At 69.9% G+C, this 22,541-nt stretch carries 23 protein-coding genes and 1 riboswitch; of the genes, 7 read left to right on the forward strand and 16 right to left on the reverse strand.

Annotation, left to right across the window (positions count from 1 at the left end; genetic code table 11):
- Nucleotides 1-19: 19 nt before the first annotated feature.
- A riboswitch (glycine riboswitch) is annotated at nt 20-147 on the reverse strand.
- 256 nt (nt 148-403) lie between these two features.
- Complete coding sequence (locus tag SPK54_RS05635) at nt 404-1,591, forward strand: multidrug effflux MFS transporter (protein ID WP_330947059.1); 1,188 nt, start codon at nt 404-406, stop codon at nt 1,589-1,591.
- Here the strand turns inward: SPK54_RS05635 and SPK54_RS05640 are convergent.
- The 8 genes from SPK54_RS05640 to SPK54_RS05675 form a co-directional block, all read right to left on the reverse strand.
- Nucleotides 1,578-2,876, reverse strand: a complete 1,299-nt coding sequence (locus SPK54_RS05640) for an amino acid permease (RefSeq protein WP_330946946.1) — start codon at nt 2,874-2,876, stop codon at nt 1,578-1,580. The genes SPK54_RS05635 and SPK54_RS05640 overlap by 14 nt on opposite strands.
- Nucleotides 2,869-3,957, reverse strand: coding sequence for an SRPBCC family protein (locus tag SPK54_RS05645; RefSeq protein WP_330946947.1), 1,089 nt, complete (start codon nt 3,955-3,957; stop codon nt 2,869-2,871). Before SPK54_RS05645 ends, SPK54_RS05640 begins: the two co-directional genes overlap by 8 nt.
- Before the next feature lie 86 nt (nt 3,958-4,043).
- Nucleotides 4,044-6,005: a M2 family metallopeptidase gene (locus SPK54_RS05650; protein ID WP_330946948.1), complete on the reverse strand. Its 1,962-nt coding sequence runs from the start codon at nt 6,003-6,005 to the stop codon at nt 4,044-4,046.
- Nucleotides 6,006-6,084: 79 nt separating this feature from the next.
- Entirely contained in the window at nt 6,085-6,567 is a 483-nt protein-coding gene (locus tag SPK54_RS05655; protein ID WP_330946949.1) for a hypothetical protein, read from the reverse strand.
- Between the two features lie 43 nt (nt 6,568-6,610).
- Nucleotides 6,611-6,874 (reverse strand): cell division topological specificity factor MinE, encoded by a 264-nt coding sequence (minE, locus tag SPK54_RS05660; RefSeq protein ID WP_330946950.1) that lies wholly within the window; start codon nt 6,872-6,874, stop codon nt 6,611-6,613.
- A 3-nt stretch (nt 6,875-6,877) separates the two neighbouring features.
- Complete coding sequence (gene minD, locus SPK54_RS05665; RefSeq protein ID WP_330946951.1) at nt 6,878-7,690, reverse strand: septum site-determining protein MinD; 813 nt, start codon at nt 7,688-7,690, stop codon at nt 6,878-6,880.
- A 34-nt stretch (nt 7,691-7,724) separates the two neighbouring features.
- Nucleotides 7,725-8,492, reverse strand: a complete 768-nt coding sequence (gene minC / locus SPK54_RS05670) for a septum site-determining protein MinC (RefSeq protein ID WP_330946952.1) — start codon at nt 8,490-8,492, stop codon at nt 7,725-7,727.
- Nucleotides 8,489-9,106 (reverse strand): GNAT family N-acetyltransferase, encoded by a 618-nt coding sequence (locus SPK54_RS05675; RefSeq protein WP_330946953.1) that lies wholly within the window; start codon nt 9,104-9,106, stop codon nt 8,489-8,491. Before SPK54_RS05675 ends, minC begins: the two co-directional genes overlap by 4 nt.
- Before the next feature lie 141 nt (nt 9,107-9,247).
- Here SPK54_RS05675 and SPK54_RS05680 point away from each other — a divergent pair, with 141 nt between their 5' ends.
- The 5 genes from SPK54_RS05680 (at nt 9,248) to SPK54_RS05700 (ending at nt 13,470) form a co-directional block, all read left to right on the forward strand.
- Nucleotides 9,248-10,438, forward strand: a complete 1,191-nt coding sequence (locus SPK54_RS05680; protein ID WP_330946954.1) for a sensor histidine kinase — start codon at nt 9,248-9,250, stop codon at nt 10,436-10,438.
- Nucleotides 10,435-11,091: a response regulator transcription factor gene (locus SPK54_RS05685; protein WP_330946955.1), complete on the forward strand. Its 657-nt coding sequence runs from the start codon at nt 10,435-10,437 to the stop codon at nt 11,089-11,091. Before SPK54_RS05680 ends, SPK54_RS05685 begins: the two co-directional genes overlap by 4 nt.
- 172 nt (nt 11,092-11,263) lie before the next feature.
- Nucleotides 11,264-12,325, forward strand: a complete 1,062-nt coding sequence (locus SPK54_RS05690; protein ID WP_330946956.1) for an SRPBCC family protein — start codon at nt 11,264-11,266, stop codon at nt 12,323-12,325.
- 88 nt (nt 12,326-12,413) lie between these two features.
- Nucleotides 12,414-12,788 carry a DUF423 domain-containing protein gene (locus tag SPK54_RS05695; protein WP_330946957.1) on the forward strand — a complete coding sequence of 125 codons (375 nt, stop codon included), beginning with the start codon at nt 12,414-12,416 and terminating at the stop codon, nt 12,786-12,788.
- A gap of 7 nt (nt 12,789-12,795) precedes the next feature.
- A complete protein-coding gene (locus SPK54_RS05700) occupies nt 12,796-13,470 on the forward strand; it encodes a DNA-3-methyladenine glycosylase (RefSeq protein WP_330946958.1) in 675 nt (224 codons plus the stop codon).
- Between the two features lie 16 nt (nt 13,471-13,486).
- Here SPK54_RS05700 and SPK54_RS05705 read toward each other — a convergent pair whose 3' ends face one another.
- On the reverse strand, nt 13,487-13,876 hold the full coding sequence (locus SPK54_RS05705) for a DUF488 family protein (RefSeq protein ID WP_330946959.1): 390 nt from the start codon (nt 13,874-13,876) through the stop codon (nt 13,487-13,489).
- A gap of 131 nt (nt 13,877-14,007) precedes the next feature.
- Here SPK54_RS05705 and SPK54_RS05710 point away from each other — a divergent pair, with 131 nt between their 5' ends.
- Entirely contained in the window at nt 14,008-15,015 is a 1,008-nt protein-coding gene (locus SPK54_RS05710) for a TraB/GumN family protein (RefSeq protein WP_330946960.1), read from the forward strand.
- Nucleotides 15,016-15,066: 51 nt separating this feature from the next.
- Here the strand turns inward: SPK54_RS05710 and dxs are convergent, their stop codons facing one another.
- The 7 genes from dxs to trxA all read right to left on the reverse strand — a co-directional run bounded on the left by dxs (nt 15,067) and on the right by trxA (nt 22,431).
- A complete protein-coding gene (dxs, locus tag SPK54_RS05715; RefSeq protein WP_330946961.1) occupies nt 15,067-16,971 on the reverse strand; it encodes a 1-deoxy-D-xylulose-5-phosphate synthase in 1,905 nt (634 codons plus the stop codon).
- Nucleotides 16,972-17,080: 109 nt separating this feature from the next.
- A complete protein-coding gene (locus SPK54_RS05720; RefSeq protein ID WP_156880217.1) occupies nt 17,081-17,317 on the reverse strand; it encodes a hypothetical protein in 237 nt (78 codons plus the stop codon).
- Nucleotides 17,318-17,510: 193 nt separating this feature from the next.
- On the reverse strand, nt 17,511-18,278 hold the full coding sequence (locus SPK54_RS05725) for a queuosine precursor transporter (protein WP_330946962.1): 768 nt from the start codon (nt 18,276-18,278) through the stop codon (nt 17,511-17,513).
- A 2-nt stretch (nt 18,279-18,280) separates the two neighbouring features.
- A complete protein-coding gene (locus tag SPK54_RS05730) occupies nt 18,281-18,955 on the reverse strand; it encodes a DUF502 domain-containing protein (protein WP_330946963.1) in 675 nt (224 codons plus the stop codon).
- Nucleotides 18,956-18,997: 42 nt separating this feature from the next.
- On the reverse strand, nt 18,998-20,938 hold the full coding sequence (locus SPK54_RS05735; RefSeq protein WP_330946964.1) for a bifunctional serine/threonine-protein kinase/formylglycine-generating enzyme family protein: 1,941 nt from the start codon (nt 20,936-20,938) through the stop codon (nt 18,998-19,000).
- Nucleotides 20,939-21,002: 64 nt separating this feature from the next.
- The gene (locus SPK54_RS05740; protein WP_330946965.1) at nt 21,003-21,452 is read right to left on the reverse strand and encodes a DUF4442 domain-containing protein; all 450 of its coding nucleotides are present in this window, start codon (nt 21,450-21,452) and stop codon (nt 21,003-21,005) included.
- A 106-nt stretch (nt 21,453-21,558) separates the two neighbouring features.
- Nucleotides 21,559-22,431 carry a thioredoxin gene (trxA, locus tag SPK54_RS05745; RefSeq protein WP_330946966.1) on the reverse strand — a complete coding sequence of 291 codons (873 nt, stop codon included), beginning with the start codon at nt 22,429-22,431 and terminating at the stop codon, nt 21,559-21,561.
- Nucleotides 22,432-22,541 lie beyond the last annotated feature (110 nt).

The following is a 22,541-nucleotide window of genomic DNA, read 5'->3' on the forward strand; positions in this document are numbered from 1 at the left end:
CGCGAGGGCGCATTGAGGGGATGCCCGCTCTGTCCTTCTGCCTGAGAGTTTGGAAGCGCGCGGGCGGGGAGGGGAATCCGCGCGGCTTCTTGCCCCTTCGGCGCCGACACGGCCGGTGGGCCTGTCGATCTCTCCAGAGTGTGGTCACACGGCGGTCTTGGGCCTGAGCGATTCCGGGCGGTTGCGCCTTCGGCAGCGCTGCGGGACGAGGTCCGCGCGCTTCTCCCTCCGTGCGCCGCGATTATAGCCCGTGCCGGCGGCGGCGGGCGCGCCGCGCGGCTCCCCCGTGACCGGCGGAAAGCGCCGGCGCTGCTATCCTGCCGACCGGCATTCCCCCACCCAGCCGCACGTGAAGCCTTCCATTTCCAATCGCCGCCTGGCGCGGCTGCTGGGCGGGCTGTCGATGTTCGGGCCGTTCTCCATCGACACGATTTTCCCGGCCTTCCCGCAGATCGGCGCGCAGATGGGCGCGGACAAGCTGGCCATGCAGCAGACCATCAGCGTCTACCTGCTGGCCTATGCGGCGATGAGTCTGGTGCACGGCGCGCTGTCGGACGCGCTGGGGCGGCGGCGGGTGATCCTGGGCGGGCTGGTGGTGTTCCTGCTGGCGTCGGTGGGCTGCGCGCTGGCCACCACCTTGCCGCAGCTGCTGGGGTTCCGCGCGCTGCAGGGCCTGAGCGCGGGCGTGGGCCTGATCGTGGGGCGCGCGGTGATCCGCGACGTGCTGCACGGCCACGACGCGCAGCGGCTGATGAGCCAGGTGTCGATGATCTTCGGCATCGCCCCGGCGGTGGCGCCGGTGCTGGGCGGCTGGCTGCTCGGCTGGCACCGCTGGCCGGCGATCTTCTGGTTCCTGGCCGCGTTCGCGCTGGTGCTGATCGTGGCGGTGCAGCGCGCGCTGCCGGAAACCCACCCGCCGGCGGCGCGGCTGCCGCTGCGGCCCGCGGGGCTGCTGCGCGGCTATTCGGAGATGGCGCGCCACCCGCGCTTCCTGCGGCTGTCGATGGCGGCGGCGCTCAATTTCGGCGCGCTGTTCCTGTACATCGCCTCGGCCCCGGCGTTCGTGCTGGACCTGCTGGGGCTGGGCGAGCAGCAGTTCGGCTGGTTCTTCATCCCGATGATCGGCGGGATGATGCTGGGTGCCTTCGTGTCCGGGCGCGCGGCCGGGCGCATCGACGGCCGCCGGCTGGCCAACATCGGTTTCGCCTGCTGCGGCGCCGCGGTGGTGCTCAACCTGGGCTACACCCTGTGGGTCGACGTGCCGACGGTGCCGTGGGCGGTGCTGCCGATGAGCCTGACCGCCTTCGGCATCGCGCTGGTGTTCCCGATCATCACCCTCGCCATCCTCGACATGTACCCGCACCGCCGCGGGGGCGCGTCCTCGCTGCAGGCCTTCTTCGGCCTGCTGGGCAATGCGCTGATCGCCGGGTTGCTCTCGCCGCTGCTCAGCGGCAGCGGCCTCCACCTGGCGCTGGGCGCGGCCGCCTTCGTGCTGGGCGGCTGGCTGTTCTGGTGGTGGGAAAACCGCGTCTCGGGGCGCGCGCTGCGGGTCCCGGCGGCGCCTGCGGCGCTGGAGCCTAGCGAGCTGTAGGCCTGCGCATCCACGCATACACCGGCGCCCCCGCCAGCAGCAGCGCGCCGCCCCAGAGCAGCGTTTCGGCGCCGGCGCCAAGCAGGGCGTAGGCGCTGTAGGCCAGCGCGAACGCCGCGACCAGCCGACCCTTGCGTTCCCCGCGCAGCAGCCAGGCGGCGCTGCCGGCCAGGTAGGGCAACAGGGTGGCGGCGGTGGACAGCAGGATCGAGAAGGTGAACAGCGACACCAGCGAGCGGCTGAAGTTGGCGGCCACCAGCAGCGAGGCCAGCAGGCTGCTGGCAAGGATGCCGAACGCCGGCGTGCCGCGTGTGTCCTGGCGGGCGAAGGCCCGCGGTAGCAGGCCGTCGCGGGCCGCGGCCAGCGGGATCTGCGCCGACAGCATCACCCAGCCGTTGAGCGCGCCCAGGCAGGACACCGCCGCCACCGTTGCAATGGCGATGCCGGCCCAGCCGCCCCAGAGCATCCGCGCGGCATCGGCCATCGGCGCCGTGGAGTCCTTCAGCTGCGCCGCCGGGACGATGCCGATCACCGCGGTCACCGCGAGTACCGTGGCGATGCCGGCCAGCAGGGTGCCGGCGAGGGTGGCGCGCGGGATGGTGCGCGCGGGGTCGTCGATGGCGCCGGCCGGCACGGTGGCGGCCTCCAGCCCCAGCAGCGCCCACAGCACCAGCGCGACGCAGGCATGGGTGGCCGCGGGCAGCGACTCCGCGCTGCGGTTGAACGGCTGGAACTGCGCCGGTTCGACGAACCAGATTGCGATGCCGGCGAACAGCGCCAGCGGCACGAACTTGAGCACGGTCAGCACGATCTGCATCCGCCCCGCTTCGCGCAGCCCCAGCAGGTTGATCCCGGCGCACAGCCACAGCCCCGCAAGCGCGCAGGCACCAGCGCGCAGCGGGGTGGCCACCAGCGCCGGGAACAGCGCGCCCAGACTGCCGGCGAACGCCACCGCGATCGCCGCGTTGGCGCTCCAGATCGACACCCAGTAGCTCCACGCCACCATGAACCCCGGCGCCTCGCCGAAGGCGTTGCGGGCGAATGCGTAGGGGCCGCCGGTCTGCGGCCAGCGCATCGCCAGCCGGGCGAAGGTGAGCGCCAGTGCCAGCGCGCCGGACAGGGTGATCGCCCAGCCCAGCAGGCTGACGCCGCCGTACGACGCCAGCGACGCAGGCAGCAGGAACACCCCGCTGCCGATCATGCTGCCGACCACCAGCGCGGTGGCCGACCAGGGACCCAGCGGCCTTCGCCCCGGGGGCTCGCGCGGGGCGTCGGGCTCAGTCATCGCTGCCGCTGTCGTCCATCGTCGCGCTGTCGCGGTACGCCGCGCGCAGCAGTTCGTGGAAATGGTGCACGCCGGTTTCGCGCAGCGGGTTCAGCCGGCCCGGCACGTAGCTGCCGGAGGCCATGCCGCGCTGCACGTCTTCGCAGATGCCGATGTCCTCGTGCTGCACCTCGTCGCTGAAGGCGAGGTCGGCATCGCGCTTGGCGGCGTCGCCGGCATCGGCGTAGTAGCTGTCGAACACCACCCGGCAGCGGTCCACGCCCAGCGGCACCACGGTATTGGTCTGCAGGCGCCCGGGCAGGATGTTGAGCATGGTGTTCGGCCACAGCCAGTAGTACAGCGCGTCGCCGCTGCCGTACAGGGCCGGGTCGCTTTCCAGCGGGCTCCACTGCAGCGAATGCCAGCGCGAAAGCTCGGTGCGGTAGCTGCGGTAGTCGAGCAGCCGGTTCAGGCCCGGATGCACGAACGGGACGTGGTAGCCCTCGAGGTAGTTGTCGACGTACACCTTCCAGTTGCAGGCGATGTCGTAGCTGGCGCTGTGGTGGCCGCCGTAGTGTTCCAGGCCGCGGTCGGCGCCGAGGCGGGCGTCGATGCCGGCGACGAAGGCGTCGAAGTCCGGTGCGGTGGCGGCGTCGACCGCCGCGAACACCAGTCCCTGCCAGATCCGCACGGCCAGCTGCGGCAGGCGCACGTCGGCGACGTCGAAGCCCTGCGCGTCCTTCATCTCCGGGGCCGAGCGCAGCTGGCCTTCCAGCGTGTAGGTCCAGCCGTGGTAACGGCAGCGCAGCGCCTTCGCGCCCAACCCGTCGCACTGCGCGATGGGACCGGCGCGATGGCGGCAGACGTTGTGCATCACCCGGATTGCGTCGTCCGCGCCGCGCACCGCGATCACCGGCAAACCGGCCAGATTGGCGACGACATGGTCGCCGGCGCCGCGCAGCTGCGAGGCGTGCGCGACCAGTTGCCAGCTGCGGTCGAAGACCGCCCGGCGGTCGGTGGCGGCCATCTCCGGCCCGGCGTAGAAGCGCGCGGGCAGGGCGGTGGCGGTGGCGTGCGGCTGCGGGGCGAGGGCGGTATCCATGCCCGCAGTATCGCCCCGATCAGGTCGTCGGTGGCAATGGAAAAGGCCGGCGGTGGCCGGCCTTTTCCTCTTCCGGATCCGGCGGATCAGGCGCCCTTGGCGGGGGCCTGCCAGCCGCAGGTCTGGCCCGCGTTCTGCTGCTTCAGCCAGTCCTGCAGTGGGGCGAAGTATTCCAGCACCGCGCTGGCGTCCATCTTCTCGCCCCCGGTCAGCTCCTTCATGGTCTGCTGCCAGGGCTGGCTGCTGCCCTTGGACAGCATCGCCCAGTAGCGCTGGCCGGCTTCCTTGTTGCCGTAGAAGCTGCACTCGTACAGCGGGCCCTTGTGGCCGGAGGCGTCGCACAGCGCCTTGTAGAACTGGAACTGCAGGATGTGCGAGAGGAAATAGCGGGTGTACGGAGTGTTGCCGGGCACGTGGTATTTGGCGCCCGCATCGAAGAACTCCTCGCCGCGCGGGGTGGCCGGGGCGACGCCCTGGTACTGCGCCTTCAGTTCCCACCACGCCTGGTTGTAGCCGTCGGGCTTGATCGAGCCGTCGAACACGCCCCAGCGCCAGCGGTCGATCATCAGCCCGAACGGCAGGAAGGCCACCTTGGCCAGCGCCATCCGCATCTGCGCGTTGATCAGCGCCTCCTGGCTCTGCTTGGGCGCATCGACCAGCCCCACCGAGGCCAGGTACTGCGGGGTCATCGCCAGCACGATGGTGTCGCCGATGGCTTCGTGGAAGCCGTCGTGGGCGCCGTTCTGGAAGATCGGCGGCTGCTTGTTGTAGGCCAGGTCGTAATAGATGTGGCCAAGCTCGTGGTAGATCGTGGTCAGCTCTTCCTCGCTGGGCACGATGCACATCTTGGTGCGCACGTCGCCGGCCATGTTCATGTCCCAGGCGCTGGCGTGGCAGACCACGTCGCGGTCCAGCGGCTTGATGAACTGCGACTTCTGCCAGTAGCTCTCCGGCAGCTTGGGCATGCCCAGCGAGACGTAGAAGTCCTGCGCACGCTCGGTCATCGCCTTGGCGGTGGCCAGCTGCGCGGCGCGCTGCGCGGCGAAGGTTCGCTCGGCGGCGGAGCTGCCGGCCGCGGCGGGCTTGGCCAGTTCGCGGGCCAGGTCGGCGGTGGCCATGCGTTCCAGCGCGCTGTTGATGTCCAGGCTGCCGGCCTGCCTGTAGGGCTGGAGGATGTCCCAGAGGTTGCTCCAGTCCTGCTGCCACAGGTTGCCCATCAGGTGGGCCGGCAGCAGGCCGCCGGCAACCTCGCCCTTGTCCTTGCCGTACTGCGCATCCAGGCGGGTGCGCGCGTAGCAGTGCAGCTGCTCGTACAGCGGCTTGACCTGGCCCCAGAGACGGTCGCTTTCGCTGGCCAGCTCCGCCGGCGACATGTCGTAGCCGGAGCGCCACATCTCGCCGGCATCGGCGAAGCCCATTTCCTTCGCGCCCTCGTTCACCAGTTCGGCGAAGCGGACGTAGTCCTTGCGTATCGGCACGCTGACGCTGTGCCAGCCCTGCCAGGCATCCAGCTGGGCGTCGTAGTCGCGGCTCCTGGCCAGCACCTCGCTGAGCTGGCCGATGTCGCGGCAGGTGCGGGCCGTGCCTTCGCCGGTGCAGTGGCTGCCGGCGCCGTACATGCCTTCCATGCGCGTCGCGAGCTGGGTCAGCTCCTCCAGCTTCTTCGGGTCCTTCGGTGCCGGCATCGCCGTCCACAGCTTCAGCAGCTTGAGCGCGCGGGCGGTTTCCGGCTTCAGCTGCTGGCCCTCGTAGCGCTTCGACTGTTCGATCCAGACGTTGAGCTGGGTCAGCCAGCGCTCGTTGGCCTTGGCCGCGATCAGCTCGCTGTCGCCGTTGATGTAGGTGTTGGACAGCCACTGCGCGGAGTTGAGTTCGGTGCTGAGCTTGCGCACCTCCTCGTTGACGCGGGCGACGAACTGGTCGGCGGTCTCGCCTGGCTGCGCGGCAGGCGCGGGAGTCGCGACGGCGGGCTCGGCGTCGCGCTTGCAGGCGGCAAGACCGAGGGTGCCGATGACGGCGGTGGCAAGCAGTGCGTGGCGGAGCTTCACGGGCAGATCCTCGGCGGCAGGGAGATGCGGGAAGCGGCAAGGCTAGACCGCGACGCCGCGTGCCGGCAAGCGAACCGCCTCAGGCGTGCGTGTGGATGAGCGCGCCCCCGGCGTCCACCAGGCCGTGCTCGCGCAACCAACGCCAGGCCTCCCCGGCGTCGTGTTCGACGTAGGCGCGGGCGGAGCCGAGCCGGAAGGTGTAGCCCCAGGCGTCCATGTCGGCCCAGACCCGCGCGCGGCCAACGCCGGGCAGGGCATCGCCCAGCAGGCCCTGCAGCACGCAGACTGCGTCTTCTTCGGGTACCGAATCGGTGGCGTCGGTATGCACGCCGGCGCGGCGCTCCGGCGGCAGCACGATCAGGTGGCCGGCTTCATGCAGCAGCGAGTGCACGGGGGTGTCGGCGCGGGCATACACGGTGCTGCCGATGATGCCGGCTTCGCTGTCGCCCCAGTAGCTGCCGGGAATGGGCTCGCCGTCGTCCACCTGCGCCAGCGCCAGCCCGTAACGGGCCAGCAACGCGCGCGGCGCGTCGAAACCGATCTCGGCGAGGGTCAGCACCATGGTGTCCGGGCGCCGGCGCGCGCTGCCGGCGCCGGCAGCAGGGTCAGGCCGGGGAGGCGCCGCGCTCCGGCAGCGACACCGAGATGTCCAGCACGTCGTGCTCGCCGTCCTTGACCACGTCCACCTTGACCGCGTCGGTGTCCACGTTCACGTACTTGCGGATCACTTCCAGGATCTCGCGCCGCATCAGCGGCAGGTAGTCAGGCGCGCCGGCGGTGCTGCGCTCCTGCGCGATGATGATCTGGAGGCGGTTCTTGGCGACCGAAGCGGTGTTTTTCTTGGGCTTGAGGAAATCGAAAATGGCCATGCCTCAACCCCCGAACAGCTTGCTGAAGAATCCCTTCTTTTCCACCGTGGTGAAGCGCAGCGGGCGTTCTTCGCCCAGCAGCCGCGCCACCGCATCGTCGTAGGCCTGGCCGGCGATGGATTCGCCGTCCATGATCACCGGCTCGCCCTTGTTGGAGGCGTTGAGCACGTCGCCCGATTCGGGGATGACGCCAATCGTCTTCAGGCCCAGCACCTCCTCGACGTCGGCGATCGAGAGCATCTCGCCGCTTTCCACCCGCGCCGGGCTGTAGCGGGTCAGCAGCAGGTGTGCGGAGACGTCGCCTTCGTTGCGTTCGGCGCGGTGGGTCTTGGAGGACAGCAGGCCCAGCACGCGGTCGGAGTCGCGCACGCTGGAGACTTCCGGGTTCACCACCACGATCGCCTTGTCGGCGAAGTACATCGCCAGGAACGCGCCCTTCTCGATGCCGGCGGGGCTGTCGCAGATGATGTAGTCGAAGCCGTCGGCGGCCATGTCCTTCAGCACCTTCTCCACGCCTTCCTTGCTCAGCGCGTCCTTGTCGCGGGTCTGGCTGGCGGCCAGCACGTACAGGCTGTCGAAGCGCTTGTCCTTGATCAGCGCCTGCTTGAGGGTGGCCTCGCCCTGGATCACGTTGACGAAGTCGTACACCACCCGGCGCTCGCAGCCCATGATCAGGTCGAGGTTGCGCAGGCCGACGTCGAAGTCGATGACCGCGACTTTCTTGCCGCGGCGGGCGAGCCCGGTGGCGATGCTGGCGCTGGTGGTGGTCTTGCCGACGCCGCCCTTGCCCGAGGTGACTACGATGATCTCAGCCAAGTTGGCTTCCTCCGTGATGCTGTGGGAGCGGCGTTCAGTCGAGCGCCGCAAGCTTGAGTTGTCCTTGTTCCAGCCACACCTGCACGGCCTTGCCGCGCAGTTCGGCGGGGATGTCTTCCATCACCTTGTAGTGCCCGGCCACGGCCACGAGTTCGGCATGGAACTCGCGGCAGAAGATCCGGGCGCCTTCGTTGCCGCGCGCACCGGCCAGGGCGCGGCCGCGCAGTGCACCGTAGATGTGGATGCTGCCATCGGCAAGCACTTCCGCGCCAGCGCCCACCGTGGCCAGTACGGTCAGGTCGCGCTGCTCGGCGTAGACCTGCTGGCCGGAGCGCACCGGGGCGGCCTGGATCAGGCCGGGTGCGGAGGCGCTGGCGGTCGCCGGGGCGGCGGGGGCGGCCGCCGGCTCGGCCGCGCGCGGCGATTCCGGGGCGCGGGCCGGCGCCTGCGCTTCTTCGGTGCGTTCGTACTGCGCGCGGAACTTGGCCAGCAGGGGCAGGCCCAGCTGCTGCGAGAGCGCGTCGATCTCCTTGGTGCCGTAGGCCAGCGCCACCGGCAGCACGCCGGCCCCGCGCAGGCCGTCCACCAGCGCGCGCGCCTCGTCGAGGCTGGGCGCCTTGCTCAGGCCGCCGAAGTCCAGTACCACCGCAGCGCGCGCGAACAGGTTGGGCGCGCGCTGCACGCGTTCGGCCATTTCCGCGGCCAGCTGCGCCGGATCGAGACTGCGCACGCGCAGGTTGGCGATGCCGACCTGGCCGAACTTCAGCTCGCCCGCCTGCGCGTAGTCGGCCTGCGCGCTCATGCGCAGGCGCCCTGCGCCGACGGGGTGGCGGCGACATGGCTGCGCGGGCGCTGCAGCCAGGGTTCGTCGGGCAGCGCGTCGCCGTAGGTGTCGCGCACCCACGGATAGCTGCACAGGGTCTTCATCAGCATCGCCGCGCGCAGGTCGTGGCCGGGGCCCTCGGCGCAGGGCATGACGTTCTGGCCGACCTCGCGGAAGCCAAAGCTGCCGTGGAACAGCAGGGCGTGGTCGGCGCCGTGTTCGAGGAAGACCTCGCAGGCCAGGTGTGGGTAGCGCAGCTCGGCGTAGCTCTGCGCGTCCGCGTACAGCGCGCGGCCGACGCCGCCGCCGCGGCGGCGGCTGGCCACCACCACGCGGTCGATGTAGAAGAAGTCCGGGTAGCGCTCGCGGAACCAGGCGAAATTGACGCTGTCGTGCTGCGCGTGCGCGCCGAAGCCGATCAGGAAGCCGGCCATGGCGCCGTCGCGCTCGGCCACGCGGAAGTACTCGGCGCGGTCGAACAGCTGGCGCAGCCGGGCCGAGTCCAAGGGAAGGATCGCAGGACCTGCCGCGTTGTTGAGGGCCAGGACGGAATCCAGCTCGTGCTCGCGCACGTCGCGGATGGCGATCGACATTCCTTGGAACTCCTTGAAACTCCGGTGACTGCTGCCTGGGGTCCGTCGCGCGGACCACAGGCGATTATCGCATGGGCCGCCGGGGCGCGCCCATGACCTTCGATGCAGGGCGGGGCGGCGCGCAAGGCGGTATAAAACGCCATGTTCGCCCGAATCCCGCACACCCGCCTGTTGCGCTATGCCGGCCTGTTCACCTGGGCGATGGTGGGCTTGCCACTGCTGTACTTCTGGCTGCGGCCACCGCATGAGCCCGGTGGTGAGAACCTGGCGATGCCTTGGCAGGGCTGGGTGGCCTACGTGGCGTTCGGTGCCGGCTACGTCTGGCTGACCCGCAACCTGGGCGGGCGCCGGCGCAGCGCCGCCGACTATCTCCTGCTGCTGGTGCTGACGGTGGCCGCACTGGGCGTCAGCTATTTCAGCGGCACCGGCATGGGTAGCGTCCTGCTGATGGTGGCGGCCTGCGTGTTCCCCTGGCTGCTGCCGCTGCCGCTGGGGGTGGCCTGGTTGCTGGTCAGCCAGCTCGCGGTGGCGCCGGTGTTCATCCGCTGGCTGGGCTTCCCGCCGATCGAAGCGCTGATGCAATCCATGTTGTATGCGGGTTTCTCGGGTTTCGTGTTCGTGGTCAGCCTGGTCGCCCTGCAGCAGGCGCAGGCGCGCGAGGAGCAGCGCCGGCTGAACGCCGAGCTGCGCGCCACCCGCGCGCTGCTGGCGGACAGTGCGCGGGTCAACGAGCGCACCCGCATCTCGCGCGAGCTGCACGACCTGCTTGGCCACCACCTCACCGCGCTCAGCCTGAACCTGGAGGTGGCCGGCCACCTGTCCGAGGGGCGCGTGCGCGAACACGTGCAGCAGGCCCATACCCTGGCGCGCCTGTTGCTCACCGATGTCCGCGAGGCGGTCAGCCAGCTGCGCGAGGGCGGGGCGATCGACCTGGGCGCCGCGCTGCGCCCGCTGGCGGAGAACGTGCCCAAGCTCGCCATCGAGATGGACATCGAGCAGCCGTTGACCGTGGACGACCCTGAGCGCGCCCATGTACTGCTGCGCTGTGCCCAGGAGGCCATCACCAACGTGGTGCGCCATGCCGGCGCCAGCCGGCTGTGGCTGGCGGCACGCCGGGAGGGACACAATATCGTCCTGCACGTTCGCGACGATGGGCGCGGCAGCGACCAGGTGACGCCGGGCAACGGCCTGCGTGGCCTCGGCGAGCGCCTGCGCCAGCACGGTGGCCGGCTCGACGTCGATACCCGCCGCGGGCAGGGTTTCCAGCTCACCATCACCCTGCCGGTGGCGCCGAACGCCGCCACCCGCCTCCCCGAAGGAGTCATCGCATGACCCGATTCGCCCCGATCAGCGTGTTCCTGGTCGACGACCAGACCCTGGTGCGCCAGGGCATCCGCTCACTGCTCGCCCTGGCCGAGGGGATCGAGGTGGTGGCGGAAGCCGCCGACGGCCGCCAGGCGGTGGAGCGCATCCCCGAGATCAAGCCGGACGTGGTGCTGATGGACATGCGCATGCCGGCCATGTCCGGGCTGGAGGCGTTGCAGGCGCTGGGCCGCGCCGGCACCCTGCCGCCCACCATCATCCTCACCACCTTCGACGACGACGCGCTGGTGCTGGCCGGCATCAAGGCCGGCGCCAAGGGCTACCTGCTCAAGGACGTGTCGCTGGAGCAGCTGGTGGACGCCATCCAGACCGTGGCCGGCGGCGGCTCCCTGGTGCAGCCGGCGGTGACCCAGCGCCTGCTGTCCGGGCTGGAGCACATGCGCAACGAGTTCGTCAGCCTGGACCGCCCCGATCCGCTGACCGATCGCGAGACCGAGATCCTGCGCTTGATGGCCTCGGGCTTCTCCAACAAGGAGATCGCCAACTCGCTGGGCGTGGCCGAAGGCACCATCAAGAACCACGTGTCCAACATCCTCAGCAAGCTCGGGGTGCGCGATCGCACCCGCGCGGTGCTGAAGGCCTTCGAGCTGCAGCTGGTCTGACCGGCCCGCCCGTGCCGTCGCTCCCATCCCCGACACCGCGGACAGTGGCCGGATTGGTGGCCGCCGTCGCGTTTTTTTCGGGCCCGCACCCTCGCCGTCGATGGCTGCAGTTTGCTAGGATGGCGGGTCCGAGCGGCTCAGGCCGCTGACGGCCTTTCCCGGAGATTCCTGAATGACTCGTCTGCTCGAGATCCTGATTTCGCTCGCGATCGTCGTGGCCCTGTACCTGGTGGTTGGCCTGGCGCTGCCGTCTTCGCGCCACCTGGTGGAGAAGATCGAAACCAACCGCAAGCTCACCATCGTGTTCGACACCCTCAACAGCTTCCGTCGCTTCAAGGACTGGAACACCCTGGTGCTGCGCGACCCCGCCATGCAGGTCACCCTGTCCGGTCCCGAAGAGGGCGAGGGCGCCCAGCTCGACTACGCTTCCGACAAGAAGGGCGTCGGCAAGGGTTCCTGGAAGATCGTGGAGAGCGTGCCGCGCGAGAAGGTCGCGTTCGCGATCGAAAACCAGGAGCGCGGCTCCAACAAGCGCACCGAGTTCACCTTCAAGCCCACCGGCCGCAACAACCGCAACGTCGAGATCACCCAGACCTACGACGTGGATTACGGCTGGAACCTGATCGGCCGCTATGCGGGCCTGTACGTCACCCGCCACGTGGGCGACGACATGAAGATGGGCCTGACCCGCCTGGTCAACATGCTGGCCGCGGTGCCGAACGTCGATTACGCGGTCAAGGACAGCAAGATGTCCACCCCGAAGGTGATCGAGCGGCCTGCCGAAGACCTGCTGGTGGTCAGCGCCGGCGCGGTCGAGCGCGGCAACGCGCAGATCCAGGCCTCGATGACGGCCAACAGCGAGTGGATCAAGCGGGTGATGGACGCCAACGGTCTCGAGGCCGTCGGTCCGCTGCGCATCGTCACCACCGACCTGGGCCGCGAGACCTACACCTTCGACGTGGTCCAGCCGGTCCGCAAGAAGGACGGCAGCGCGATCACCAGCGTCGCCACCCAGGGTCCGGTGCAGCACGTGCAGAGCCCGGCCTCGAAGGCCGCGATGGCGTCGTACACCGGTTACATGGCCGAACTGGAGAACGTCCGCAACGCACTGCGTGCCTGGGCCGCCACCCACGGCTACGAAGTCAAGGATCGGGCCTTCGAGGACTACAAGTCCGGCGTGGCCGGTGCCTTCACCGAGAACGGCCAGTTCGACGTCTACTGGCCGGTGAAGTAAGCCGCCCGTTCCGTCGCGACCCTCCGCAAACGCCGCGTTCCGACGCGGCGTTTGCATTTGCGCAAGCGCTTGCAGGCAGAATGCACGCATGAACAGCCACGGTGCTCCCGCTTTCGTCGTCTACCGGCGCTACCTCGGCGCCATCGGCAGCCTGCTCGCGGCGCTGGCGGTGGCGCTCTCCGCCTACGCCATGCACGCCGCGGCGCCGGGAGCGCAGGCGCGGCTGCTGCAGGCGGCGGTCTTCGCCTTCGCCCACGGCGTGGCGCTGACCGCGCTGGCACCGCTGGCGCAGCGGCCGGCGGGGTTGCTGGCGCTGGCCATGCTGCTGGGCGGCGTGTTCCTGTTCTGCGGCAGCCTGCTGGCGGTGGTGGTGCTGGGGCTGGCGCCCACGCTGGCCCCGTTCGGCGGCGCGCTGATGATCAGCGGCTGGCTGCTGCACGCCTACGATCGCCTGCGCGGCTGAGGTGCCGATGCCGCGGCAGGCCAGGGGATTCGATACCGGCGAGGCGTTCGCGCATCTGTGCAAGCGCGACCGCAAGCTGGGCGCATGGATGCGGCGGCTGGAGCCGATCGCGGCCAACCCGCAGTGGCGCAAGCCCTTCGATCCGGTGGATGCGCTGGCTCGCGCCATCCTCTACCAGCAGCTCAGCGGCAAGGCGGCGGCGACGATCGTCGGCCGCGTGGAAGCCGCCATCGCCAGCGACCGTTTGCACTGCGACACGCTGGCGCGGATCGATGACGCCGCGCTGCGCGGTTGCGGGGTCTCCGGCAACAAGCTGCTCGCCCTGCGCGACCTGGCGCGGCGCGAGGAGGCGGGCGAGATCCCCAGCCTGCGGCGGATGGCGACGATGAGCGACGGCGACATCGTCGCCGCGCTGGTGCCGGTCCGCGGGATCGGCCGCTGGACGGTGGAAATGATGCTGATGTTCCGGCTTGGCCGTCCCGACGTGCTGCCCATCGACGACCTGGGCATCCGCAAGGGCGCGCAGGCGGTGGACAAGCTGGCGGCGATGCCGACCCCGAAGGAACTGGCGGCGCGCGGCGAACGCTGGGGGCCGTACCGCAGCTACGCCAGCTTCTACCTGTGGCGGATCGCGGACGCCGCCAGTGCAGGCAAACAGGCGGTCAAGCGCTCCCAGGATTGAGCGTACGCGTTCCTGGTCAGGCGGCGATCTTCGCCCCGGCCTCCACGAGCAGCTCGCGCAACGCACTACGATGGCAATGCGCCTCGTCTTCGCAGTAGCAGCCCACGCTGAAGTCGGTGCCTTGCGACAGCGCCGCCAGCAAGGCGATGGCATGCGCGGCATCGGGACGTTTCATCTCGCTGCGGTAACGGCGGAAGAAGGCCCGCCAGTGTGCTGGCGTGGTCGCGGCATGGGCCAGGTCCATCGCTTCCTGGCTGGGCGCCACCGTGGGCAGCCAGACATCGTAGAAGTCGCGCGCGGCGAACTCGGCTTTCGGCACCCCGCGCGGCGGCCGCCGCACGGTCCCGATGCGCAAGCCTTCGGCGGGTGAGCGGGGGGTGCCAAGGCGGACGATGCGGATCGACATGCGGGTTCAACCTTTGGGCGCCGTCGTGAGGTTACGCCACGGCCGCGCGCTATCGAGATTCAGCCTGCGGTTGAACTTTCTCCAGTGATCGACGTCACAATTCGCTTCCCTGCAGGCAATGGAGCGCGTGAATGCGAAAGACGATGGTGGCGGCGGCGTTGACGTTCGGGTTCCTGTCGATGCCGGCACAGGCGCAGCAGGCCACGCCGCCGGTCGATGGCATCCGCACGGAGTCCACCATCGTCGTGGAGGGCGAGCAGCCCGGCCCGGGCCTGTGGCTGGTGCGCAAGGACAGCCACGACCTGTACATCCTCGGCACGCTGCGGCCGCTGCCGATGAAAATGCAGTGGCAGTCGGCACAGTTGCGGCAGGTGCTGGCGCAGGCGCAGGAAGTGATCCGCATGCGCGGCGTGCAGATCGATGCCGACGTGGGCTTCTTCAAGGGCCTGATGCTGATGCCGAAGCTGCTGGGTGCGCGCAACAACCCGGACGACAGGAAGCTGAAGGACGTGGTATCGCCTGCTTCCTATGCGCGTTGGCAGGGGCTGAAGGAACGTTACATCGGCAGCGATGGCGGCGTGGAGAAGCGGCGTCCGCTGTTCGCGGCGCAGGATCTGTATGCGGCGGCCATGAAGAAGAGCAACCTCGACAGCCGCGACCTGGCCTGGCCGGTGGTCGCCGAGGCGATCAAGGCGCACAGCCCGACGGTCACGGTGGTGCGCGAGTCCATCGTGATCAAGGACGTGAAGCCGCTGCTCAAGGAGTGGTCGAAGACCACGCTGGACGACCTTGCCTGTTTCGACAACACGATGGCCCACATCGAGACCGACCTCGATGCCATGCGCGCCCGCGCCAACGCCTGGGCTACCGGCGATGTCGCCGCATTGCGCTCGCTGCCGCCGGCTTACCGTTGGGAAGCGTGCAACAACGCGATCACCGAGGCCGGCATCGGCAAGCGGCTGGGCTATGGCGATGCGCAGCGCAAGCTGCGCACCAAGTGGCTGGACGCGGCCGAGGCGGCGCTGGCGCGCAATACGGTCAGCTTCGCGTCGCTGTCGCTGCTCGACATGCTGGGCCCGAATGGCTATTTGGCGGCGCTGGAGGCCAAGGGTTACACGGTGATCGCGCCAGACGAATGAGGCGCGGCCCGGCGGGATGGGCGCGGCGGCAGGTGGCGCCGCGTCATGTGGTCAGGATGCGGCCTGCGCGCGCTGTGCTTGCAGCAGGTCCGGCCAGCGCTTGAGCACCGACGCGCGGATGCCGGACACGTCCAGTCCCGCGTCAGCCAGCAGATCCTCGCGGCTGGCATGGTGCTGGAACGCATCGGGCAGGCCCAGGTGCAGGATCGGCAGGACCACGCCTTCGGCTGCCAGCAGCTCGGCCACGCCGCTGCCGGCGCCGCCCGCCACCACGTTGTCTTCCAGCGTCACCAGGCCTTCATGGCTCTTCGCCAGTTCCAGGACCAGCGCACGGTCCAGCGGCTTGACGAAGCGCATGTTGACCACGGTCAGGCCAAGCTCTGCGCCGACCTCTTCCGCCGCCGGCACCACCGCGCCAAAGGCCAGCAGGGCGATCCGCGCGCCGCTGCGGCGCAGTTGCGCCTTGCCGACCGGCAGCGTGTCCAGGCCCGGCTGCACGGCCACGCCGGGGCCGGTGCCGCGCGGGTAGCGCACCGCGGCGGGGCCGGGGTGGCGGTGGCCGGTGGACAGCATCTGCCGGCATTCGTTCTCGTCGGCCGGCGCCATCACCAGCATGTTCGGCACGCAGCGCAGATAGCTGAGGTCGAGGTTGCCCGCATGGGTGGCACCGTCCGGGCCGACCACGCCGCCGCGGTCGATCGCGAACAGCACGTCCAGCTCCTGGATGGCGACGTCGTGCACCAGCTGGTCGTATCCGCGCTGCAGGAAGGTGGAATAGATCGCCACGACGGGTTTCGCGCCTTCGCAGGCCATGCCGGCGGCCAGCGTCACCGCGTGTTGTTCGGCGATGGCGACGTCGAAATAGCGGTCAGGGTATTCCTGGCTGAAGCGCACCAGTCCCGAGCCTTCGCGCATCGCCGGGGTGATGCCGAGCAGCTTGGGGTCGGCGGCGGCCATGTCGCAGAGCCAGTCGCCGAACACGTCGGTGTAGGTGGGCTTCTTCGCCGCGGGCTTGCCGACCACGCCGATGGACGGGTCGAACGGGCTGACCGCGTGGTAGCCGATCTGGTCGCCCTCGGCCAGCTCGTAGCCCTTGCCCTTGGTGGTGATGACGTGCAGCAGCTGCGGGCCTTTCAGGCCCTTCAGCGTCGTCAGCGTCTGCAGCAGGGCGTCGGTGTCGTGGCCGTCGATCGGGCCGGTGTAGTGGAAGCCCATCTGCTCGAACAGGGTGGAGGGCACGAACATGCCCTTCCAGTGCTCCTCCCAGCGCTTGACGAAGCGCGCCGGCGGGTTGCGCTTGTCGCCCAGCAGCTTCTTGCCGCCCTCGCGGATGGCGTTGAGGGTGCGGTTGCCGGACATCCGTCCCAGCATCTTGGTCAGCCCGCCCACCGCCTCGCTGATCGACATGCGGTTGTCGTTGAGGATCACCAGGATATCCGGTTCCTCGTCCATGCCGCCGGCGTGGCCGAGTGCTTCCCAGGCCATGCCCGCGGTCATCGCGCCATCGCCGATCACCGCCACGATGCGGCGGTCGATGCCGGCGCGCGCATTGGCGATGGCCATGCCCAGCGCGGCCGAGATCGAAGTCGAGGAATGGCCGACGCCGAAGGTGTCGTATTCGCTTTCCTCGCGCTTGGGGAACGGCGCCACGCCGTCCTTCTGCTTGACCGTGTGGATGCGGTCGCGGCGGCCGGTGAGGATCTTGTGCGGGTAGCACTGGTGGCCCACGTCCCAGACGATGCGGTCGTGCGGGGTGTCGTACAGGTAATGCAGGACCGTGGTCAGCTCCACCACGCCCAGGCCCGCACCGAAATGCCCGCCGGAGCGGCCCACCGATTCGATCAGGAAGGCGCGCAACTCGTCGGCCACTGCGCGGATGTCGGCTTCCGGCAGTTGGCGCAGGTCGGCGGGGTTGTCGATTTTCGACAACAGGGGGTAGCGGGACGCATCGATCATCCGCCTATTGTCGCGCTGCGGCGGGGTGCGGGCAATGTGAAGGCCGGGTCCGGAACGCACGGGGCCCGCGCTCGCGGGCCCCGGCGCGCATCCGGCGGGGCGCGCGCAATCAGCCGCAGCTGCCGCAGCAGGTGGTGCCTTCGGCGTGCTCGGGCGCCAGCGTGGCGGGGAAGCCCGCGGCGCGCAGGGCATCGCTGATGTCGTTTTCCTTCAGGCCGCTTTCCACCAGCAGGCGGCCGCGGCCGATGTTGGCGGTGATCTTGGCCTGCGGGTCCAGCGCGTGCACGGCGAAGGCGATGGAGCGGGCAGTGGCTTCGTCAACGAGGCCCAGGACGTCGAACAGCATGGGGAAACTCCAGAAGATGGCGGGACGCGCTGTGCGCGGTGCCGCCATGATCGGCAGGCGCTGTCGTCGCTGCCTTGACCGGGATCAGCCGAGGGGCGCGCGCAATCGAAGGTCCTGGGCAGGAAGGGCTTCGGCCGCGACCGCGATCGCCGGCGCTGGGTGAAGCCCCGCCCGCAGGGGTGAGGGGCCGACGTCAGGCCTGCGCGGCCTGCTCGCGCAGCTGCGCGGCGCGCGCATGGCCCAGATAGCGATGGATGCCGGCGCGGGCGAGGTAGAGCAGCGGGATCAGTGCGATGGCCGCCAGCATCTTGTAGACATAGTTCAGCGAGCCCACCGCCAGGAACAGCGAGGTGGGCCAACGCTGCGGGCCGATCACGAAGGCGATGTACAGCACCACGAAGCTGTCCACCAGCTGCGACACCGCGGTGGAGCCGGTGGCGCGCAGCCATGCGTGGCGCTCGCCGGTGCGGCGACGGATCTGGTGGAAGACGTGGATGTCGATCAGCTGGCCGACCAGGAACGCCACCAGCGAGCCGACCATGATCCACATGCCTTGGCCGAACACCGCCGCATACGCGGCCTGGTAGTCCGGTACGCCCTGGCCCTGCGCCGCGCCCACCCACCAGCTGGCGGGGGCCAGGCGGATGGCGACGTACGCGAACAGGAAGCCGTAGGCCACCAGCCCCGCGGCCAGCCAGCTAACCATCCGCACCCCGCGCTTGCCGAAGTACTCGTTGACCGTGTCGGTCATGATGAACACGATCGGCCAGACCACCGTGCCGGCGGTGAAATCCAGCGTGCCGCCCTGTCCGAACAGGTTCCAGTGCAGCGGCGCGATCCCCAGCGTGCCTTCCAGCGCGAAGATCTTGACCCCGATGAACTCCGCCAGCACTGCATTGGCGCAGAAGAACGCCGCCAGCGCTGCGAACAGACGGGTCGCGCGATCGTCCAGCAGGCGCATGCTCAGGGCGACTTGGCCGGTGGCGGCGCGAACGGGATGGCATCCGGGGCGACGGCGCCGCCGCTGATGATGAAGCTCATCGCCTGGTCCACCGTCCAGTCGGTGGGCGTGATCTTTTCCATCGGCACGATCTCCAGGTAACCGGAGGTCGGATTGGGCGTGGTCGGCACGTACACCGCCGCCAGTTCGCGGCCGGTGCCGATCTCGCGCATGACGCGGGTGACGAAGCCCAGCGTCTTCATCTCGTTGTGCGGGAAGTCGATCAGCACCACCCGCTGGGTGCCGTCCGGCTTGGTCTGCAGGATGTCCAGCAGCTTGCGCGCGCTGCCGTAGATGGTGCTGGCCAGCGGAATCCGCGCCACCAGCGCCTCGAACCAGCGCAGCAACCGCTGCCCCACCACCCGCCGTGCCAGCCAGCCGGCCAGCAGGATGAAGCCCACCGTCGCGACCAGCGCGATCGCGTTCTGCACCCACGGTTCCACCAGCCAACCGAAGGTGCGTGGATTACCCGCCGCGATGCCCTGCAGGCCGGGTTCGACCAGCGGTTTGCTGAGTCCGCCCAACAGCACGAACACGAACTTCACCACGACCCAGGTCAGCCACAGCGGCAGCAGGGTGAGCAGGCCGGTCAGGAACAGGCGCTGCAGGCGCAGGCCAAGCGAGGGGGCGGGAGGCATGCGCGCATTCTACCGGCTGCCCGCCGTGGCGGCGGGCAGCCCTCAGCGCGTGCGCACCAGCAGGATGCCGACATCCGAGTAGCCGCGCGATGCATCCATCGGCTTGGCCTTGCCGTTGACCATCCGGCTGTTGCACGCGTGGTCGGCGCAGAGCGCCAGCCATCCGCTCTCGCGGGTGGGGACGGCGCGCAGTTCGCCGGCGCTGGGCAGGCGGTAGCGCAGCCCGTCCTGGGCGCCGAGCCAGGAGGCGTAGGCCTGGGCGTCGGCGGCGGAGACGCAGGCGACCGGCTTGCGGTCGCTACCGGTGTTGTTCCACCGCTGCTTGCGGCCGAAGAAGCCCTTGCCGCAGTCCGCCGGGGCGCGGCCGGTGGCGGTGGCGAACTGGGCATAGTCGGCGCGGCTGACGCTCAGGATTTCCGTGCTGGCGGCCTGCGCCGCCGCGTTGCCGGCGGTGGTCCTGGCCACGGTGGTGGGCGCCGGCCCAACCTTGGCCTGCAGCGCCCGTTGGCGCGCGTCGTCGAGCTCCAGCCATTCGGTGTCCGCCAGCAGGGCGGCGGCTTGGCCGCGGGTGGCGGGTTTGGCCAGCAGCGTGGCCAAGCGCCTTTCCAGCGTCGCGTCCAGGCGCTTGCGCAGCAGGATGATCGACGCGCCGGTGCCGCCGCGGCGCGCATCCAGCCGCTGCGCGCGCTGGAAGGCGGTACGCGCGGTTGCCACGTTGCCTTCCGCCAGCGCGCGCTCGGCCGCATTGCCCAGCGCATCGAACAGTTCCGCGGTCAGCCGCAGGGTGTCGGGGTCGGTCGGGTTGGTCCGCCATGCCGCCTCGATGCTGTCCCAGGCATTGGCATTGGCGGGCCCCAACAGCGCGCCGTTGCGCAGCTGTTGCTCGGCATTGGCGACGAAGGCGGCGACGCTGGCGCCGCCGGTTGCCAGCGGGTCGCCCAGCCCGGTCACCGCGCCTACGGCGGGTGTCGGCAGGCCCGTAGTGGTGGACGGGTCCGCCCTGACGCCGGCTGCAGCGGGGGGCGCTGGCTCGCGCAGCGAGAAGAAGGCCGCGACGAGCGCCAGCGCGGCCATCCCGCCGGTCCCGGCCAGCAGCCAGCGCGGCCGGGCCGCCGCGATCCGCGGCTCCGTCTGCGCCGGCAGCGGTACTTCGACTGCGGTGAAAGCCCTGCCGCCGCGGCGTTCCAGCACATCCAGCGCCTGCAGCATGTCGTTGGCGCTGGCGTGGCGCTGGTCGGGCTGCTTGGCCATCGCCTTGTCGATCAGCGGCTGCCAGTGCTTCAGCGCCGCCGGCAGCCGCGGCACCGGTTCCTGCAGATGCTTGAGCGCCATCGTCAGCGCATCGCCCGCGTTGTAGGGCAGCTGGCCCACCAGCATTTCCCAGGTCAGCACGCCGATGCTGTAAATGTCCGCGCGACGGTCGACCTCCTGGCCGCGGGCCTGCTCGGGCGGCATGTAGGCGGTACTGCCCACCGCCAGCCCGGCGGTGGTCAGGCGCGGGTTGCTGCCGCGGCGCAGGGCAATGCCGAAGTCGGCCAGCATGGGCCGGTCGGCGTCGTCGAACAGCACGTTCTCGGCCTTCACGTCGCGATGCACCACCCCGCGTACGTGCGCATAGTCCAGCGCGTCCAGCAGGCTGCGCAGGATCGCCGCCACCTTCGGCTGGTCGCCAGCCAGGCGGCGCTGGGCCAGGTGGCCGCGCGACAGGTAGGGCATCGAATAGAACGGCAGGCCGTCGCCGGTGCGGCCCACCTCGTAGATACCGACGATGTGCGGGTGTTCGAGGCGGGCGATGGTGCGCGCTTCGTTTTCGAAGCGGGCGCGGCTGACCTCGTCGGCCAGCGCGTCGGCCAGCATCACCTTCAGCGCCACCTTGCGGTCCAGCGACGCCTGCTCGGCGAGGTAGACCGTGGACATGCCGCCATGGCCGATCACCCGCAGGATGCGGTAGCCGTCAATGCTGGGATAGGTCTTGTCGGTCACGTTGCTGTTCGCTTCCGCTGGCGCAGCGGCGAGCATACGACGGGCGTGGTGAGGGATGGAACGATCAGCGCCCGGGCTTGCGTCGGACGTACAGCTGCTTGCGGGTGCGGGCCACCACCTCGCCGCCGGCATCGACGATGTCGTTCTCGAACCAGCGCAGCACCTTGCCGCCGCCGGCGGAGGCGTCGCGCAGCGCTTCCAGCACCGCATCCTCGAGCACGAAGCAGGCCTGCACCACGCCGCGGCCGGGCTTCACGAATTCGATCTCGCCCGCCTTGTCCCAGACGAAGTGGTCGCGGCCCAGATGGTGCAGGACCATCAGCATCCAGAACGGGTCGGTCATGGCGAACAGGCTGCCGCCGAAGTGGGTACCCACGTAGTTGCGGTTCCACGGCCGCATCCGCAGTTCCACCCGGGCGCGGCGGTAGTCGTCGGACAGGTGGGTCAGGTGGATGCCGGCAAGCAGGTAGGGCGGCCACAGGTTGAGGCCGTGGCGGAACAGGCTGGCTCGCATGGTGACGCGGATAGCGGGAGGAGGGGGCATCATCCCATACGCGGTCGTACTGTCGGGCGCGCGGCTGCGCGCGCCCCGCCCTGGAGGGGGTTCCGTCTGCGGTGGCTCAGACCAGCAGCAGCGCCGACATCTGCCGGCGGTAGCGGCTCACCAGCGCGTCGTCGTCGAGCACGCGGAAGGCGTCGATCAGCGATTTGCGGGCGAGGTCGTCGCCGTACTTGCGGTCGCGGCGCAGCATTTCGAGGAACTGGGAGAGCCCGGCTTCGGCATCGCCGGCCACCAGCTGGCGCACGCCCAGCAGGTGGCGGGCGCGCAGGTCGTCCGGATCTGCGCCGATTGCGGCCTGCAGCACCTCCGCGGGTGGCGCGTCCTTGAGCAGGGCGGCGAAGCCCAGCTTGGCGCGCGCCTTGACGGTGCGGTCGTCGGTGGCAAGGTTGGCCGGCAGGCGGTCCAGCAGCTGCTCGGCTTCGGCGGCGGCGCCGGTCTGCAGCAGGGCAAGGGCCAGATCGAGCTTGTGCTCGTCCTTGTCCGGCTCGGCCTCCGCCGCCTTGCGCAGGCGCAGGACTTCCTGGTGCGGGTCGAGCGGCGCGGCTTCGGCCGGGGCCTCTGCTTCGGCGGGGGCGGCTGCGGGTTCGATGCCGTGGTGCTTGAGGAACTCGCGCAGCTGGCCTTCCGGCAGCGCGCCGGGAAAACCATCCACCAGCTGCCCGTCCTTGACCAGCATGACGGTGGGGACCGAGCGGATCTGGAACGCGGCGGCCAGTTCCTGCTGCTTGTCCACGTCGACCTTGGCCAGCAGGAAAGCGCCGTGGAAATCGGCGGCCAGCTTTTCCAGCAGCGGCCCCAGCGTCTTGCACGGGCCGCACCATTCGGCCCAGAAGTCCACCAGCACGGGGGTCTGCATCGACCTGCGGATCACCTCCTCCTCGAAGTGGGCGGCGGTGGCGTCGAACACGTGCGGGGTGGCGGTCTGGTTCATGGCGTCATCGGAAAAGGGCATGGACCAGTAGATGGCGACGAAGGCGGCAATCGCAAGCCGATGTAAAAAATAGTTGACATCACGGAAACTGGATGTAATGTGAATCTTAC

This window comes from Thermomonas sp. LB-4, assembly GCF_036409385.1.
GTDB lineage: Bacteria > Pseudomonadota > Gammaproteobacteria > Xanthomonadales > Xanthomonadaceae > Thermomonas.